The sequence below is a fragment of the Paradesulfitobacterium aromaticivorans genome (assembly GCF_054657415.1).
This window is the reverse complement of record NZ_BAAHYT010000010.1, coordinates 1,497,294-1,514,596: the sequence shown is the minus strand read 5'-3', so window position 1 is coordinate 1,514,596 and position 17,303 is coordinate 1,497,294. Positions and strand designations below refer to the sequence as shown.

The following is a 17,303-nucleotide window of genomic DNA, read 5'->3' as shown; positions in this document are numbered from 1 at the left end:
TCTCCCATCTCACTCTCTGTCTGATAAATCTCAACCGGCTTTTTTTCCTTGAATGCTCATCCTGCGGTGTTATGCCGTATAAACCGGCGAATCTGGTGGTTTAACCGATCTGTGATCAGGATGTTCCCATCCGGCAACACCAGGATACCGGTGGGCCCGTCCATCTCAGCCAAGGCAGCCAGTCCGTTTTTCCGCCCGTGCTCCCCGGTGCCTGCCAAGGTCGTAACCTGGCCGTTTTCATTCAGCACTCTAAGGCGCTGGTTATAGGTGTCAGCCACATAGATCTTGTTATTCCCATCCAAGGCCACCCCTTTAGGAAAATTGAACTTGGCCGACAACACCGGACCGTCGGCAAATCCGCCCTCAATATAACCGGTTCCCGGAATGATATCCGTTCCGCTGCCGGCAATGGTGCTTACTGTCCCATCCGGCGCAATCTTTCTTATCCTCTGATTTCCGCTGTCCGCAACGTACAAGTTCCCGTCCGCAGCCAAAGCCAAGCCTGAAGGTTCATTAAATTTGGCCTTCTCCCCCTTGCCGTCTGCATAACCCCCGGCCAGCCAACCATCTTTTTTCTCGTAGCCCCCGCCCGCCAGTTCCGTCCATTGGCCGTCGGGGAGAACTTTAAGAATCCGGTGATTCAGCGTATCCGCGACATAGAGTATTCCATCCTGCCCTGCAGCCAGACCCGCAGGAGCATTGAGCCCTTTAAGGAGTGTCGTCACATTGCCCCCTTGGTCAATCTTGCGGATGGCATTATTTCCTGTATCAGCGACAAAGAGGTTGCCGGAAGCATCAACAGCCAAGGCCTCCGGGTCATTAAACAAAGCCTCGCCCAGCTTCCCGTCCCGGAAGCCGCCAAGGGGTACGCCATAATTGTCTATCCCTGCTGCCGAACCGCTCAGAGTCTCTACCTGACCCCCGGGCCCAAGAATACGGATACGGTGGTTTTTGCTGTCGGCGACATAAATTTTGCCCTCCGGACCGAGCGCCACAGCGCCCGGAAAATTAAACTGCGCCTCAGCAGCGGCTCCATCCTTGTACCCGGGCATTCCCGAACCGGCCTCATTCCACAGCTCATCCCCGTCAGCCAGGAATTTGCCCTGATTAAACAGACTATCGACCTCATTGACCGTTCTGGCCCCGATGACCCCTTCACCACCCAACACCGTGATCTTCGTGGGTTGGGGAAGGCGGCCGGAATTTCGGGAATAACTACTCTGTAACAGTTTACTGACGGATGAGGGCAGGGGCGTTTTGACCAGGATCAGAGGAGCATCATCTCTTGCTGCCAAAACTGCCCCGGCCAGGGCATCTGGGAAGTTCTCCCCGGAAGCCAGGTATATCCCCGGTACCGGCAGCCCTTTTCCATTATTCTGCCAGGACAGATCAAAGTTGCCGGAATTAATCAGGCTCATCGTTTCATAGCGATCCGACCCGGCTATTCTTGTGATTCCATCCGTTGCCAGGCTGTGAGCCTCCGTTTTTAATTGAGTTAGGCTTTCTTCCGGCACCGCCCCTGTCCCGCCGACTACCGTTATGTTCTCAGCGGTACCCGTCTTACCCGGAGCCGTATTCAAATAATCGATCACACTTTGAGGAATTGGCCCTCGTGAAGGGACCAGCAACAAGGGAACTCCCCCTGGGGAGGCCGTCAGGTTCTGCCCTTTGGACTTATAGTAAGCTGCCTCTTCGTCAGTCACACGGTTCGTGATCGCAGCTGCAACAGAGGCACTTAAAGCATCAGAGAAACTATCTCCAGACACCAAGAAGAACCGGCTCCCGTCCTGCTGCATCTCCTTAGCGATCGCCATAGCCGTCCCATAGCGATCAGAACCTCCCAGGCGATGAATCTTGCCTGGGTCGTAACCTAAGCCCTTCAATGCTTCAAGGAAGGTGCCGGGTATTGCTCCCTCTCCCCCCAGGATATAAATACTGCCCTTCTTGTCTAAATGATTCTTCAAATAGTTAAAGGCCTCCGTACTAGCTTCCGGTGTTTTATCCACCAGGAGAATCGGGGCCTTTATTTGGGCTGCCAAAGGCACCCCCGCTAAGGCATCAGGAAAATCAAGCCCGGAGGCCAAAATAACATTTTTCGTCACGCCTGAATGATTAACAAGGGCAATTTGCAACATTGTCTCATAACGATCAGAACCACTTAGCCGAACAATGCTGTTGTCTTGCCCTTTGGCTTGGGGAACCCAAATGACCGAGCTTGTGAAACAAAGAAGAAAAACAAGTGCCCACATAAGCCCTTGACGGCTGCCAAAAGTCTTTTCCTTCATCCTCGTCCTCATCTTCTTTCTCTTTCTCTTTCTCTTTCTCTTTCTCTTTCTCTTTCTCTTTCTCTTTCTCTTTCTCTTTCTCTTTTCTCTTTCTCTTTCTCCTTATCTTTATCTTTATCTTTATCTTTCTTTTTCTCTTCTTCCTATCCCCTACTTCTATTTTTACTGTAAAAAGCATTTCCTAGAACTTAATGACAACCATATTTATTCTTCAACACCGTCGATAATCCTTCCCAGAATTAAGCAAAAATTTTCCTCAAAACACTTAGGAGTTTTCATTCTCTGATGGTGCCGCAGTGCGCCATGGAGGTCTGGGGGGGAATGGAAGACCCCCCGAAGGATGAACTTCGGAGGCCTTTTCCGACCCGAACACTTTATTGCTTAGGCCCGACATCAAATGGCTGATTAAGACTTGTCGCTTTTAGAAAGTCAAATATGACAGGCACAAAGTCATGGAATGTTGAATATTGGTCACGATTCGGCAGATATTTGTTCTTGATTAAATAATAAATATTATCGGTATTTGTATACCCACTAGCCAGTTGGCTATTCATATATTGCTGCGCCGATTGTTCGCCATGATATTGTGCAATTAACACATCTGAAACAGCTCTTATTATTGTTTCGTTTAACTGTGAATCAAAATCGGGCTCAACAGAACCTAAAGCATTTGCGTATTGTTGACGGAATTGAGAAACCAAATCAGGGTAGTCATTGCGGACATCGTAGTAGTTGTGCGCTGTTTCGTGGTAAATAGTATATAATGCATCGGCATCGGTCGCATTTATCACTACGACATTTGTACGAGTTCCGTCTTTAGTATACAAAGTCATCGCTTGCCCACCGTTCATAAAAGGTGACAGTACTACTTCAAATTGATCTTTGTCCAAACTTATACCGAAAAATCCCTCTTCCCTTTTAATATAGTTAAAGTTTAAGGTACCCTCTACGAATTGCTTCACCATATTATTATATGACAGTAAATTATCCTTGAAAAATGTTGTAGCGTCAGTATCTTTGGCAAATTGCGAAACGGTGTCTATTACGGGCACCCCAGGAGTGGATATCTGATAATATAAGGTATTGTCCTGCAGGAACATGCCGTATGTCAGCATTTCATACAAGGGAGCAATAAATTTGTGCGGCGGATTATTCTCGCCCAGCGCAAGGTCATAAAGTGTTTTGGCCGATGAGGTGTTTGCATACTTTGAAAAGTAGGTTTTAGCTTTCTCATAGATGTCCGAAGAACCAGGACGCACAGAGTATCCACCGATAGTAAAATTGCTACCTGTAGCGGCTGAAATAAATAATAAGTCAGAATTGAAGTTAGGTTCTATGGCAACATTGGAAGAGAACTTATAACTGTTAACGGTGCCTATGCCATCGATTGGAGTTTGAACGGGGGTAATAACAGGGTTCAATACACTATTTACATTTTGTACCAGGCTTTCCGGAAGGGCCCCGCTGCCTCCGAACGCCGTCATATTCGCTTGGTCCAGAGTAACTAAATAACGTAAAATTGCTGGCGGAGGTGAGGAAAGATTTGGATCTAATAAAATAATTGGAGAACCTTCGCGAGCTGCTAAAGTACTACCAGCTAATGCATCCGCAAAGCCATCGCCCGATGCCGCATAAACAGTCCTGGCTTTGGGGGCGAATGTACTAACGATCTGGGCAGTTGTAGCGTACCTATCCTGACCAGCAAAACGTTTAATTTCAGTATTAGGGGTAATAGATTTTATAGCTGCTTCAACATATTTAGAAACTACGCCTTCACCGCCGGCAATATAAACCTTAGCCGGTTGTTCGCTGGTAATAAAATCCCCAATCTTATCCGGCAAGTTATCCTGCATAACCAAAAGTATCGGCCATCCCTGAAATGCTGCAAAACTTGATATGCTTAAAGCGTCCGGATAGTTCTCCCCAGATGCTATTACAATCGGGGTTCCTGTCGGCACTGTTGTTGCGTTGGCAATTAAAGAAGCAGTTTCATATCGATCACTACCAGCAATTCGCTTAACTTGAAGTCCCAGCATCTTTAACTTGTCTTCGAATTCCGTTCCGATAACACCATAACCGCCTATTATCCACACATTGCCCTGTTGGACCCTATGAGTTTGAATGTAGTCAAAAGCATCGGAGGAATTCTCAACTTTCTGATCTACGAGCAAAATCGGAGCATTAAGCTTGTGAGCTAAGGTGCTCGCAGCCAGTGCATCAGCGAATCCGTTACCGGAAGCCAAAACAATGTTTTGGACGGTACCCTTGTATGTTTGCTCAGCAATTGTTCTTGCGGTTTGATACCTTGTTTGACCCGCTAATCTCGTTGATGTGATGGCTGCTGAAAGCACTTTTTTTCTTGCTTCCGGTGCGGCCGTAGCAGTGGTTGTTACTAAGGAGAAAATAGACAAGAAAGACAATCCAATACCAATAAGTTTTCGAGACATTCCTTGCAACTTTGCTTCACCCCTTAAATTTATTCCGTCATGGCCTCACCCCCTCTCACGGGATTCGGCCACCCACCCGCCAAATTTCAGTTGCACAGCCTGATTATACCAAATTTTCTAATAAAAATGCAAACCCCTTGTGGAAGGAACAGGAAGACCCCCGAAGACGTCTTCTTCGGAGGCCTTTTCCGACCCGAGCACTTCTATCACGATTTGAACAATTCTGTCGGCTCTTCAACATCAGGGCAAGTTCTATATAGCTCTAATGGGTCAAGGTCTATGCATTCAGTTTCGTCATAATTCCCCTTCAAATCCCAAGCTAAGGTATTATTTAGAACCTTGCAGGTATTTATGAACTTTTCCTGATCTATTAATTGTGCAAAAACGCCTTTGCCTATTAACTCTTTTGCATCAAATAACTTAATACGACCATCATCAAAGTAAACAAAAACTTTGTAATCCTCAGTGGGTATGACCTGGATGACTTCAGGGTAATATTCCATACTTAATTCACCTCTATATAAGTGGTGCTATTTTATTCAGTGACTCTAATGCCCTTGCTAATTCCCAGTTTTGCATGAGTTCATCTCTGTGGATTTCAGCCCATGCAAGAACAAGCTTTAACTGCCTTTTAGGTAGTCCTCCTTCGAGGACTCTTCCATGGATAATATCAATCAAGGCGTGGTTCCCATTATACTCCGCATGAAAATGGGGAGGAACATGATCATTCCAATTCATAGTTATTCTTATACCGTAAAACAAGCTTATTTCTGGCATCGCCTCACCTCCATCTTATATACATATTATACCATCATAATTACCTCACGTCACGTACGTAGCGTAGTAGGAATACCAGACCACCGAAGACGATCTTCGGAGGCCTTTTCCGACCCGAGCATTAATATGGAGGTCGTAAACAATGGTCGTGGTCTCCGATGTTTCTCATAAGGCAAACTTCATTATCTTCATCGTCAACTATCCATTCAAATGTAAAACGAATGGACATATTAAGACTGCCTTCCCAGATGCTATCTGTTCCTTGAACCCGCTTAACCCTGAAAGAGGGATGCTTCCAATCATCTTGAAACTGATACATCTTATCCATAAAAAGAGCCTGAATTTCTTTTGGCAATATCTTGAAAGCTTGCTTGAAACGGGGGATACTATCAATCTTCATCTTCTTTCCCCAAATCTTCAAGGAACTTTTCCATTGAGTCGAAATGCTTAACCTTACCGGCTTCTATTTCAGCCTGAGCTTCTCGTTCCCCAGCTTGCCATTCCTCAGTCCAGAACCATTGTTGGTCAGCTGGGATGAGCTTTTTAGGTTCTAAAATGATTTTGCCATCCTCAACACACAACTCGAAAACGTCACCATCGACCAATTTAAGCTCTCTTTTGACTTCGGTCCCAAGCGTGACAACCGAACGTTTTCCTAGTCGTACAAAGCCAAACGACTTCTTTTTTGCTTGTGCTTGCATATCATTACCGCCCTTCAGTATTTCAGAACTTCTGTTAAGAATAGTATACCATCATTTGCTCAAATTAACTCGAACCGAGCAAAATCAACATTTTTGCTGTTATAATAAAGTTCGTCAGGACAAATGTCCTCGCCAGATGCCCATTCTAAAGTAATATCTCTTACTTTAACGGTATTAAAAGGTTCTTATTCTTCAGCCTGCTATAAAATGGCTTTTCAATCAGCCTTGACATATCATAAATCTTAGTCTCTCCGTTATCAAACAAGACTTGCAAACAGTAGTTGTCCAGAGGTTTTACTTCTTTTGGTCTCGGTAACATCATAAATCACTCCAATCCCTGCAAACCGTAACTGTTGAATGCCCCGAGCATTCTGGACGCGCTCCCTGGGTAGGCGTTTACCCCAGATAAGGCAAATGAATTTACAACGGTAGTCATTGATTAACCTCCCCACTTGTCGTCGCTATTCTCCGCCGGTGTCCTCTTCCTCTGCACCGTCATCAGAATTGTTCCCCGTTGTGTGGGGGTCGTACCCCGGGGGAAGGAGCCGTTAGGCTACTTCCCTCGAGCAAAGAAGTGAATATTGCATTGCTTTTGTGTGTACAATGGCATATGATAGTATCAGAAAGAAAGGAAGTGAATTTCATGGCAAAATCATCGAATCTTTATGTGCGAATTGAACCAGATGTGAAAGAACAGGCGGAAAAAGTGTTTGACGGTCTGGGAATCTCAATGTCAAATGCTATAGGACTTTTCTTAAAGCAAGTTGTAATTAATCAGGCGATACCTTTTGAATTAAGATTAGCACCGGCTAAAATTAAATCTGTCGATACCATGACGGAGGCAGAATTTAATGCAGAGTTAGAGAACGGGTATGCAGATTATTTGGCAGGTAAAGGCCGTCCTACGAAAGAAGTATTTTCTAACATTCGAAAAGGACTGCATGCATGAGGCAATACGAGATAATTATTACGCCTGCTGCGGAAAATGACCTGCAGGTGATTTTTAGATATATTACTACTGAATTATTAGAGCCGCAAACAGCAATCAACCTGTGTGACAGAATTGAACAGGAAATCTTAAAGTTGGACACCATGTCAGACAGGCATCCATCATACAAGAAAGAACCTTGGTTTTCGAGAGGACTGCGATTCTTCCCCGTCGGTAATTTTCTTGTTTTTCATATTACCAGAGAGTCCGATTGTACGGTACATGTTCTTCGTGTGATGTATGGCGGAAGAAATATTGAAGAACAATTGTAATTCAAAGTTTGCTACGCCTCGCCATCGAGAACTATTCCCCTTTTCCGACCCGAGCACTCGATGATCGTTTCAATAATGGTTTGGATGAAATGACGAAAAGAGAGCCGATCCGCCCGAAGGCAAATCGGCTCTCTTGTTAGTTTTTGTCGAATCATGAGGGGGTCAGACCCCGGGGGAGATTCCGAAGGAAGCTCCCTCTGAAACGCCAAAAGAGCCCTTCGCCCGAAGACGAAAGACTCTTTTGCTTAATTGTCAGAATTGTTCCCCATTGTGCGGGGGTCAGACCCCGGAGGAGGCGGCTGTTAAGCCGACTCCCTCGCGCATTGATTTAGGAGACCAGGATATCCTGAATAAGACCCTTGGCCTCTTCTATACTAGCGACCTTAAAAATACGATTTAATAGACGGGTAAGCGCTTCTAAGTTAGTCATTCCTCGAACTGTATCCTGCAGGGTTTGCGACGCTGTCCCAAAACGAGCATCAAGATATTGGCAGATGGCATCCTGAGCCATAAGGCTTTGCCCTTCAGACCTACCTTTAGCCTCTCCTTCAGACCTACCTTCTGCCTTAGCCCTCTCTTCCCTAAGTTCTGCTGCCTTCGCAGCCGCCATTCGATCTATAACGGCTTTTCTGCGGTCAAAATAAAGTTCCCTTAACTTGGGGTCGGCACTGATATTCTCCCAATCTTTTATCGCCCGGTTAATCATCGGGTCTTCCATTGCAATCGCCTCCAGTTGTTTGCGGATTTCTTCATCCTCATTGCCATCCAGTAAAAACAACCAGCGTACCAATCGATCCTGTTGCGGCGTAACCTTTTTTAACCGCCATTTCTTACGTAACTTGGGCAACTCAATAAAGTGCATCGCTAGGACATCGGTGAGTAAAAATCGTTTCTTTTCCTCGTACAAGTGAAAAGCACTGTGAAATTCGTCGGTTTCTTTCAAATAATCAAAGTCTAGAATGTTGATTGTAATCGTGGTATTAAGTTGCTCATAGGCCATACCCTCAGATAATTGACGGCTGTAGAGCTTTGCCCAGTAGTAGAGAGAGCGTTTATCCATGTTATGCTCATCTTTTAACTGAATTTCAATATTGATCTGCCGTTTATCCTCTGTCACTACGCGGATATCCAGGCTGGATTCTTTATCGTCGGTATTATCTTTGCTGAGTTCGGTGTTCGTGTAGGTTAAGGATTGTATTTGTTTACCCGCCGGAGGTTTGAGAATAGCATTCAAAAAGGCCGCTAACAGAGGTTCCTGACCTTCCCGGCCAAAGATCAGTTTAAAACCAAAATCAATCTTAAGATCAATAAGTTCAACCGCCATAGAAACACCATCCTTATATATAGTATACCATTTTTTAACGTTTGGGAGTAGTTCTGGCGATCTTCTATTCAACGTCATTTTTTACTGATTCTTGAGTAGAGCCTCAATCTCCCGCTTAAACCCATACTTCTGCAGGTATTACACCAGGGCTGCCTCCATGATCTCCCGTTGATGCCCGTCTGCCTTGAGTCGTTGCTTACTATGTCTGAATTCTGCCGATTCCGTCCGTTCAGCGTGAGACGCGAAAGGCTCCGGATGGATTTGTCCAACCGAGGCCGATTCGCCGAGAACCCGGGTCTTTGACACTTGCATTAAAAGAGAAATCCCTACAAGCCTTGAAAACAGGGCTTTTTTTATTGATAATCTGTCAAATTTGTCCTGGATAGTAGTGCGTAATGTTGCGTAATGTGGTATAATGTAAGGGATTGGAGGGATCCCTTATCATGAGGCTGAGCGTATCAAAGTCCAAAAATGCCATCTCGCTTTATGTCATACAATCTGTTTATGAGAACGGTAGGCGTTCTACTAAAGTTGTTGAGAAGTTAGGTACGATTGCCGAGTTACAAAAGAAACTAAATGGGCATGACCCCATTGAATGGGCCAAGTCATACATCGAGGAGCTTAATAAAAAAGAAAAAGAGCAGTCGCGTGAAATCATAGTCAAATATTCACCTTCTAAAGTAATTTCTAAAGACCATCAGCACCTGTTTAACGGCGGTTATCTTTTTCTGCAGCAGGTCTATCATGAACTTAATCTCCATAAGGTTTCTGCTGAGATATCAAAAAGACATAAGTTTTCCTTTGATCTGAATGCTATTTTGTCACGGCTCCTATACGGACGGATCCTTTTCCCTTCCTCCAAGCTCTCTACATATCTGCATTCCTCAAGGTTCATTGAGCAACCCGGTTTTGAACTACAGCATGTTTATAGGGCGCTTGAGGTCATTTCTAAGGAAATGGATTTTATACAGTCTTCTCTTTATCACAACAGTCTTAGGATCTCTAAAAGAAATACAAGCATCCTCTATTATGACTGCACTAATTATTTCTTTGAGATCGAACAGGAGGACGGCCTTAAACAGTATGGTGCCTCAAAAGAACACCGGCCTAACCCCATCATTCAAATGGGTCTGTTCATGGATGGGGACGGCATTCCCCTTGCTTTTAGCTTAAATAGTGGCAATACTAATGAGCAAGTAACACTTAAACCTCTGGAAGAAAAAATTCTTACCGATTTTAAACTTTCTAAATTTGTTGTTTGCACGGACGCCGGCCTGGCTTCCGTGAGGAATAGAAAATTTAACGACGAGGGCCAGCGAGCATTTATCACAACCCAATCGATTAAAAAACTGAAAAAACATTTAAGGGAATGGGCACTCGATCCAGAGGGTTGGCATCTTACGGATCATGATAAAACTTACGATATCACTAAACTTGATGAAGAAAGCTGCTGGGACAAATACTTTTACAAAGAACGCTGGATTAAAGAAGATGATCTGGAACAAAAGCTCATTGTCACTTATTCCGTTAAGTACAAAAATTACCAACGTCAAATTCGCAACTCGCAAATCGAACGCGCTCAAAAGGTAATCGATACTAATCCCACCAAAATCTCAAAGAATAATCAGAATGACTATAAACGCTTCATCAAGAAAACCAGTTGCACATCTGACGGCGAAGTAGCAAGCAATGAAATTTATGCACTAAACACCGAATCTATTTCTGCCGAAGAGGTCTATGATGGATTTTATGCCGTTTGCACGAACCTTGAAGGCTGTGCGCAGGAGATTATCCGGATTAATCAACAGCGCTGGGAGATTGAAGAATGCTTCCGGATTATGAAAAGCGAATTCAGAGCGCGACCCGTATATTTGAGTCGCGAAGATAGAATTAAGGCCCATTTTACTACCTGCTTCATTTCGCTTATTATCTACCGATTACTGGAAAAGAAACTGAATAGTAAATTTACCTGCAGTGAGATCATTAACGGGCTAAGGGACATGAATTTCTACAAGGTCAAGGATGAGGGATATATACCCGTTTATACGAGAACCGATTTTACCGATGCCTTACATGGAACTTTTGGCTTCAGAACTGACTACGAGATAATAAAAAATAAACAGATGAAAAATATTTTTCGTGCGACAAAAGGATAGAAAATATTACTCACTTTTTTAAATCGCAAAAAAGCTTGGAAGTGCCGTGGGTACAACGTTTCCAAGCTTTTTGTAATCTTTAACTGTCAAAGATGAGAGTATACCATTTTTTAACGTTTGGGAGTAGTTCTGGCGATCTTCTATTCAACGTCATTTTTTACTGATTCTTGAGTAGAGCCTCAATCTCCCGCTTAAACCCATACTTCTGCAGGTATTACACCAGGGCTGCCTCCATGATCTCCCGTTGATGCCCGTCTGCCTTGAGTCGTTGCTTACTATGTCTGAATTCTGCCGATTCCGTCCGTTCAGCGTGAGACGCGAAAGGCTCCGGATGGATTTGTCCAACCGAGGCCGATTCGCCGAGAACCCTGTCCCGAATTGACAGAATTGAACAGGAAATCTTAAAGTTGGACACCATGTCAGACAGGCATCCATCATACAAGAAAGAACCTTGGTTTTCGAGAGGACTGCGATTCTTCCCCGTCGGTAATTTTCTTGTTTTTTATATTACCGAGAGTCCGATTGTACGGTACATGTTCTTCGTGTGATGTATGGCGGAAGAAATATTGAAGAACAATTGTAATTCAAAGTTTGCTACGCCTCGCCATCGAGAACTATTCCCCTTTTCCGACCCGAGCACTCGATGATCGTTTGAATAATGGTTTGGATGAAATGACGGAAAGAGAGCCGATCCGCCCGAAGGCAAATCGGCTCTCTTGTTAGTTTTTGTCGAATCAGGAGGGGGTCAGACCCCGGGGGAGATTCCGAAGGAAGCTCCCTCTGAAACGCCAAAAGAGCCCTTCGCCTACTTTGAAGATGAAAGACTCTTTTGCTTAATTGTCAGAATTGTTCCCCGTTGTGTGGGGGTACGACCCCGGGGAGATTCCCTAAATAACCTTAACACCTGTATTTATGATTTCTTTTACTATCGGATTATCCTGATATCTAGTGCTTATATTAAAAGTAGTTATCAAGTCTAGCATATCTTCTCTTTTACTATCCACAGCAACTTCTGCTTTACTTAGCAAATCATGTGTTCTTGTGGGTTTTCAATCCCCTTGTTCTTCACAAATAACGCTTTGAGAAGCTTTTCGATTACCAAATGACCAATAAATAAACTCCAATGATAATCTCTATTATAACAAAATCATTATCCGCTGAATTTCTCCAGTATTCTATGATCTCTTCTCGTTGCATTATTTCATCGCCTACTATTTCTTATTTTAAATCTATTATAACATATTGTATTTCCGATTTAACTACCTATTTGTATATATTTCCATATTGTGCTTATTTATAAGTCACTTACGTAATCACCATTATTGGACACAAAACGGAAAGAGAACCGATACTCCCGAAGGAGTTCAGCTCTCTCTTTTGCTAACTCTATCGAATTTTGAGGCGGTTAGACCCCAGGGGAGCGACCGGAGGATGCTCCCTCGATCAGGTGTCTGTGTTCGACAAATTCCGGGAAGTACCAGACCCCTTCTGGAATGAACTGGCAATTGGGATGGAATCCCTTTGATGGAATCCCTTTGATGCCTAAACTTATGGCTCAGTTAGTTGGACCAATTAGAAAAACAGATAAATTAGAGTGGCAATGCCCTTCGTACAATATTGCCTGCGCCTATAGTGATTCTGCCGGCTAACTCCATAGTACACAAAGTTTCGTTAAGTAAAGCGATATCGCCATTGAATAGATCGTTCAGCTCCTCAATATTTTTAGGTACTGTGAGGCTGTCGAAGACAGCCTTTTCTAATGAGGACAGCTCGCTGTTTACTGTGGTCATTGGCATCGGCAAGGCCCTAACATCGAAGACTAATTGGGCAAAATCTGTCAGAATCTCTGCGCCTTCAGCAATCAGGCGGTTGGTGCCTGCACTTTCCGGGCTATAAATACTGTTAGGTACCGCTAATACCTTTCGTCCCAGCCCGCGGGCCGAGCGGGCGGTGATAAGCGCCCCGCTGCGAACGCCCGCTTCTACAACCAGGATTTTATGACTCCAAGCGGCAATCAGAGTGTTTCGCTGTGGGAAATACCCGGCTCGCGGTTCCGTACCTGGTGGATACTGGGAGAGTGCCGCCCCCTTCTCAATTATTGCCTCTAGCAAAGATTCGTGCTCTTTAGGATAACAGAGATCAAGGCCATGTCCGAGAAAAGTGAGCGTATAACCCCCTGCTTTCAGACAGGCCGTGTGAGCGTAGCCGTCTATTCCTTTTGCCATGCCGCTGATAACGGTCACACCCTGTTGGGCTAGAAACGTGGCAGCCTCAGAGGTTACCCGTTTTCCATATTCTGTGCAGCGGCGGCTCCCAATAATACCCACTCCAATGCTGTTCTCGCGCAGATAGCCTTTGTAATAGATAAGGACAGGTGCCATCGGCAACACTTTAACCGCCTCAGGGTAAGAGGGGAGATCATAAGTAAGCAAGCGGATCTGGTGCTTATCCAAATCCGCTTCGAGCCTATGCGCCTGGTCCAAAGATTTATTCATTAGTATAATCTCTTTAGCCTGCGTTTTTAGGCCGGACACGCTATCTAATTCGCTGCGCGTAGCACAGTAGATTGCTTTCGGTGTACCGAAGACATCAAGCAGCCTCTTATAGGTTACAGAGCCTAGGCCTTTTAGATTTGTTAACCACAGCCAGTAAATATTCATAACATTTTACCCCTATTCTAAACGGCAAGCTTAAATCACCAGCATGCCCGCGCTCTCCTTGTCTATATCGCGTGACATTAGCGCAACTGAAACATCTTTTCTTCTTATTTTAAGGGAGCCGTCCAGATCAGCAGCCGTGCGAGCCAGCTTGAGAAACTTTTGGTAGGTGCGGGCACTGTAGTTATACCTATCAAAAGCCAGCCTCATTAGCCTGTTTCCTTCCTCATCCAAATGGCAAAACTCTCTGACCATCGCTTCGTTCATCTGGGCATTGCAGTTTACTCCTTTCAGGTTAGCAAAGCGTCCCTGCTGGATAAGGCGGGCAAACTGCACTCTATCTCTTAGTTCCAGCGAACTTTTGCCAGGTCTTGCCGATGATAGATTGAGAAAATCGACCGGGTTTACATATTTCTGAACATCGATACGATCCATCACAGGCCCTGAAATTTTGTGCCTGTATTTAAGCACTTCATAATCTGAACAGCGGCACTTCGGCAAGCCGTGATAACCACATGGACAGGGATTCATAGCGGCAACCAGCATGAAATCGGAAGGGAAGGTTTGAGTGCTGTTTACACGCGAGACCGTGACTTCTTTATCCTCCATGGGTTGGCGCAAAGCATCCAGTGCTTTTTTCTCAAACTCAGCAATCTCATCAAGAAAGAGCACTCCGTTATGAGCTAAGGATATTTCTCCCGGCACCACCGGGCTACCTCCACCTACCAGGGCATTTGTAGAGGCATTATGATGAGGTGCTCTGAACGGTCTCTCTGAAATCAAGCGGCCGCGCTCCCTTAGGAGTCCTGCTACACTATAGATTTTCGTGATTCCCAATGCTTCTTCTTCGCTCATATCCGGCAGGATTGTCGGTATGCGTTTTGCGATCATAGACTTACCGCAACCCGGCGGGCCAATCATAAGCATATTATGCCCCCCGGCCGCAGCGACAACAATGTACTCTATGAGCATGTCTTGCCCTTGAACATCAGCAAAATCCAACCCTTTGTCCAAATTTTCGTTCATGCTTTGCTCAGCCAAAGAAGGCTCTAGGTACAGCTCCTTCCCCTCGAGGTATTTTACGACCTCTTTAAGTTCCTGGAAAGCAAATACCTGAAGGCCATGTACCAGGGAAGCCTCTTTCAAATTTCCTACCGGTACTATCAGCTTGCGGATGCCCACATCGCGAGCCGCAACCGCCATGGGCAGCACACCATTTACTGAACGAAGTTGAGCGTTAAGAGAAAGTTCACCGATCAAGCCATACTCGTTTAACTCCTCGGGAGACACCTGGAGTTGCCCGGACTCATTTAACAGGCCAACGGCCATAGCCAGATCAAAATGGGATCCACTTTTTTTCAGGGCACTGGGAGCTAAGTTAATAACAATCTTCATTTTCGGGAATTCATACCCGGCATACATCAGCGCCGCCTCGAAGCGTTGGCGTGATTCCTTTACTGACGTATCTCCTAATCCCACAACTGTAGTTGACGGCTGTCCATGCAAAGTAACTGTTTCCACTTCAACGGGGTAAGCATTCACACCGGATACTGCAAAGGAGTTAATTACCGTTGCCAAAAGTTTGTCCTCCTTTATCTGTTGTCCGGGCCACGATATCCCCTTCAACGTACTTCTGATAATGTTGAATTCTTGGTTCATTAAAATAACCGAGAACTTTATCCGTAGTAATAAAGCTATCCTGTTTTTGACCAAGGTAAATACGGTAGCTACTCCACGGATAGTGAGCAGGGCTTTCAACGATGGCGGCCCTCACCGGATTAAGATGAATATATTTGCTGATGTGAAGATGATACCCGTCCGATTCTACCTCCTCTGAACGAAAGCGGTCCTGAAAGAGGTGTCCTACAAAATTATACTTGTTATTAAAGTATTGGGCGTAAAGCATATTAACGCGTTTCATGATCAGGCTTATGCTTGTTTCTACGGTCTCTATATGCAAATGAACATGATTTGTCATAAGACAATAGGCGTGGAGGAAAAAAGGATGCTCCTCTTTGGTTTGGCGCAAAAGAGTTAGATAGACCTGCCTGTCCTCATCATCACGGAAAATATCATGCCGATGGTTGCCACGGCACATGATATGGTACACAGCACCGGGGTACCAAATACGCGCTTTTCGAGGCACTGTCCTCCACCTCTTCATCAAAGTTTTACTAAGACATCCTAATTTTAACACAGGTCAAATCTCTCTGCCGCAGAAATTTGTCGAGACTTAACTTATGTAGTATTTATTGCACAAAGAAATAGGACAGGCCTCGAGAGATGTCTCTGTTCAAAGTCTTTTTTTTCGTTAGGATCCTAGTCCAATTCGAAAATTCCGATCAATTCCGGTAAGTACCAGTCCCCTTTTGGGAGGAAAAGGAAGGCCTCCGAAGATGAACTTCGGAGGCCTACTCGAACCGAGCAAAATCAACATTTTTGCTGTTATAATAAAGTTCGTCAGGACAAATGTCCTCGCCAGATGCCCATTCTAAAGTAATATCTCTTACTTTAACGGTATTAAAAAGGTTCTTATTCTTCAGCCTGCTATAAAATGGCTTTTCAATCAGCCTTGACATATCATAAATCTTAGTCTCTCCGTTATCAAACAACACTTGCAAGCAGTAGTTGTCCAGAGGTTTTACTTCTTCTGGTCTCGGTAACATCATTAATCACTCCAATCCCTTAATGGTAAAATACTCACCAGTCTCTTGAACAGATCTCCATAATGCTTCTAGCTCTTCCTGATGTATTGTAGCCCAAGCACCAATAAGCTTCAACTGCTTTTTGGGAATATTTCCTGTTATAACTTCGCCATCAAGTGTAAAAGAGCCGGAGTATTCTCCATACACTGCATGAAAATGTGGCAAATGGTGCTGTTCTTGGTCATTAAAAAACATCCTTATTAAAATTCCATAAAATTGCGAAATCAAAGGCACATTATCACTCTCCAAAATCATTTTTTGATTTACACTTTATTTTATCACACGACAAGGGTAGAAATCCATTACATGGATAATTTTGTATGAATATGCGATGCTGAATAGTTCACCCTCGTAGGTGAATAATACCTAATGGCCTCTCTTCATCGCTTTTCGGTCACACGGGTTGGGGATGCTAAGCCTGTCGTTTTATGCTTCATAAAGAGGGAGCATAAACAGCGAGCACATCGAAAAGTAAAAGGCGCGTGGGACAACGACCACTTACATTACTTTTGCTGCCTGCCGAATGGAATCTTGCGGCTAGCTTTTCCCGGAGACATAAAAAGGCCCCGGAGAGGTTTCACTCTCCGAGACCGATTCGACAAATTCCGGGAAGAAATTCCGGTAAGTACCAGTCCCCTTTTGGGAGGAAAAGGAAGGCCTCCGAAGATGAACTTCGGAGGCCTACTCGAACCGAGCAAAAATAATTGAATAAATATCCTGTATGTTCTATAATAGAGGTGGAAAGCATATAAAAGCCAGGATGCGTGAACATCCCGGCTGTACAACCAGCCGCAATGGGCGGCACCATAAGAAGAGCAAGTAGCTCCCTAGGGAAGGGATGGGCTACTTGTTCTTATGCGTTTCTCTGATTATTAATACGACCAGTGTCGCAAATGCCACAGCAAACATCAATGCCTGGTACGTACTCATAAGCCTCACCCCCTTTCATCGGAGGATCGGCCGCCCACCCAGCCCTATGCAGTTGTACTTA

At 44.7% G+C, this 17,303-nt stretch carries 20 protein-coding genes; 3 read left to right on the top strand and 17 right to left on the bottom strand.

Translation table 11 applies throughout. The annotated features are described in order from the left end of the window. Positions 1-56: 56 nt before the first annotated feature. The 8 genes from ACYQ2N_RS13100 to ACYQ2N_RS13060 all read right to left on the bottom strand — a co-directional run bounded on the left by ACYQ2N_RS13100 (position 57) and on the right by ACYQ2N_RS13060 (position 6,529). Entirely contained in the window at positions 57-2,135 is a 2,079-nt protein-coding gene (locus tag ACYQ2N_RS13100) for a cell wall-binding repeat-containing protein (RefSeq protein WP_459999706.1), read from the bottom strand. 13 nt (positions 2,136-2,148) lie between these two features. Further along, positions 2,149-2,463, bottom strand: coding sequence for a hypothetical protein (locus tag ACYQ2N_RS13095; protein ID WP_459999705.1), 315 nt, complete (start codon positions 2,461-2,463; stop codon positions 2,149-2,151). Between the two features lie 196 nt (positions 2,464-2,659). After that, entirely contained in the window at positions 2,660-4,732 is a 2,073-nt protein-coding gene (locus tag ACYQ2N_RS13090) for a cell wall-binding repeat-containing protein (RefSeq protein ID WP_460000537.1), read from the bottom strand. 206 nt (positions 4,733-4,938) lie between these two features. Beyond that, positions 4,939-5,235 (bottom strand): DUF2442 domain-containing protein, encoded by a 297-nt coding sequence (locus ACYQ2N_RS13085; RefSeq protein ID WP_459999704.1) that lies wholly within the window; start codon positions 5,233-5,235, stop codon positions 4,939-4,941. 13 nt (positions 5,236-5,248) lie between these two features. Continuing rightward, positions 5,249-5,509, bottom strand: coding sequence for a DUF4160 domain-containing protein (locus ACYQ2N_RS13080; protein WP_459999703.1), 261 nt, complete (start codon positions 5,507-5,509; stop codon positions 5,249-5,251). Positions 5,510-5,630: 121 nt separating this feature from the next. Continuing rightward, positions 5,631-5,909, bottom strand: coding sequence for a cytotoxin (locus ACYQ2N_RS13075; RefSeq protein WP_459999702.1), 279 nt, complete (start codon positions 5,907-5,909; stop codon positions 5,631-5,633). Beyond that, positions 5,899-6,210 carry an AbrB/MazE/SpoVT family DNA-binding domain-containing protein gene (locus ACYQ2N_RS13070; RefSeq protein WP_459999701.1) on the bottom strand — a complete coding sequence of 104 codons (312 nt, stop codon included), beginning with the start codon at positions 6,208-6,210 and terminating at the stop codon, positions 5,899-5,901. Before ACYQ2N_RS13070 ends, ACYQ2N_RS13075 begins: the two co-directional genes overlap by 11 nt. A 160-nt stretch (positions 6,211-6,370) precedes the next feature. Further along, positions 6,371-6,529, bottom strand: a complete 159-nt coding sequence (locus ACYQ2N_RS13060; RefSeq protein WP_459999700.1) for a DUF2442 domain-containing protein — start codon at positions 6,527-6,529, stop codon at positions 6,371-6,373. A gap of 324 nt (positions 6,530-6,853) precedes the next feature. On the opposite strand from ACYQ2N_RS13060, the gene ACYQ2N_RS13055 reads away from it, so the two are divergent. Both ACYQ2N_RS13055 and ACYQ2N_RS13050 read left to right on the top strand, forming a co-directional pair. Then, entirely contained in the window at positions 6,854-7,159 is a 306-nt protein-coding gene (locus ACYQ2N_RS13055) for a type II toxin-antitoxin system RelB/DinJ family antitoxin (protein ID WP_459999699.1), read from the top strand. Beyond that, positions 7,156-7,470 (top strand): type II toxin-antitoxin system RelE/ParE family toxin, encoded by a 315-nt coding sequence (locus tag ACYQ2N_RS13050; protein ID WP_459999698.1) that lies wholly within the window; start codon positions 7,156-7,158, stop codon positions 7,468-7,470. Before ACYQ2N_RS13055 ends, ACYQ2N_RS13050 begins: the two co-directional genes overlap by 4 nt. Positions 7,471-7,798: 328 nt before the next feature. Here ACYQ2N_RS13050 and ACYQ2N_RS13045 read toward each other — a convergent pair whose 3' ends face one another. Both ACYQ2N_RS13045 and ACYQ2N_RS13040 read right to left on the bottom strand, forming a co-directional pair. Then, positions 7,799-8,794 (bottom strand): Rpn family recombination-promoting nuclease/putative transposase, encoded by a 996-nt coding sequence (locus tag ACYQ2N_RS13045; protein ID WP_459999697.1) that lies wholly within the window; start codon positions 8,792-8,794, stop codon positions 7,799-7,801. Between the two features lie 138 nt (positions 8,795-8,932). Next, a complete protein-coding gene (locus ACYQ2N_RS13040) occupies positions 8,933-9,106 on the bottom strand; it encodes a hypothetical protein (RefSeq protein ID WP_459999696.1) in 174 nt (57 codons plus the stop codon). Positions 9,107-9,237: 131 nt separating this feature from the next. Between ACYQ2N_RS13040 and ACYQ2N_RS13035 the strand changes: the two genes are divergently transcribed. Continuing rightward, entirely contained in the window at positions 9,238-10,950 is a 1,713-nt protein-coding gene (locus ACYQ2N_RS13035) for an IS1634 family transposase (protein WP_459999695.1), read from the top strand. Between the two features lie 214 nt (positions 10,951-11,164). Here ACYQ2N_RS13035 and ACYQ2N_RS13030 read toward each other — a convergent pair whose 3' ends face one another. The 7 genes from ACYQ2N_RS13030 to ACYQ2N_RS13000 form a co-directional block, all read right to left on the bottom strand. Continuing rightward, complete coding sequence (locus ACYQ2N_RS13030; protein WP_459999694.1) at positions 11,165-11,368, bottom strand: hypothetical protein; 204 nt, start codon at positions 11,366-11,368, stop codon at positions 11,165-11,167. A 603-nt stretch (positions 11,369-11,971) separates the two neighbouring features. After that, positions 11,972-12,052 (bottom strand): hypothetical protein, encoded by an 81-nt coding sequence (locus ACYQ2N_RS13025; protein WP_460000535.1) that lies wholly within the window; start codon positions 12,050-12,052, stop codon positions 11,972-11,974. A gap of 487 nt (positions 12,053-12,539) precedes the next feature. Next, positions 12,540-13,610, bottom strand: a complete 1,071-nt coding sequence (dprA, locus tag ACYQ2N_RS13020; protein ID WP_459999693.1) for a DNA-processing protein DprA — start codon at positions 13,608-13,610, stop codon at positions 12,540-12,542. Between the two features lie 30 nt (positions 13,611-13,640). Next, positions 13,641-15,185, bottom strand: coding sequence for a YifB family Mg chelatase-like AAA ATPase (locus tag ACYQ2N_RS13015; protein ID WP_459999692.1), 1,545 nt, complete (start codon positions 15,183-15,185; stop codon positions 13,641-13,643). Further along, positions 15,169-15,753, bottom strand: coding sequence for a transposase (locus tag ACYQ2N_RS13010; protein WP_459999691.1), 585 nt, complete (start codon positions 15,751-15,753; stop codon positions 15,169-15,171). Before ACYQ2N_RS13010 ends, ACYQ2N_RS13015 begins: the two co-directional genes overlap by 17 nt. 265 nt (positions 15,754-16,018) lie before the next feature. Next, the gene (locus ACYQ2N_RS13005; protein ID WP_459999690.1) at positions 16,019-16,273 is read right to left on the bottom strand and encodes a DUF2442 domain-containing protein; all 255 of its coding nucleotides are present in this window, start codon (positions 16,271-16,273) and stop codon (positions 16,019-16,021) included. Between the two features lie 6 nt (positions 16,274-16,279). Next, positions 16,280-16,546: a DUF4160 domain-containing protein gene (locus tag ACYQ2N_RS13000; RefSeq protein ID WP_459999689.1), complete on the bottom strand. Its 267-nt coding sequence runs from the start codon at positions 16,544-16,546 to the stop codon at positions 16,280-16,282. Positions 16,547-17,303: the final 757 nt, after the last annotated feature.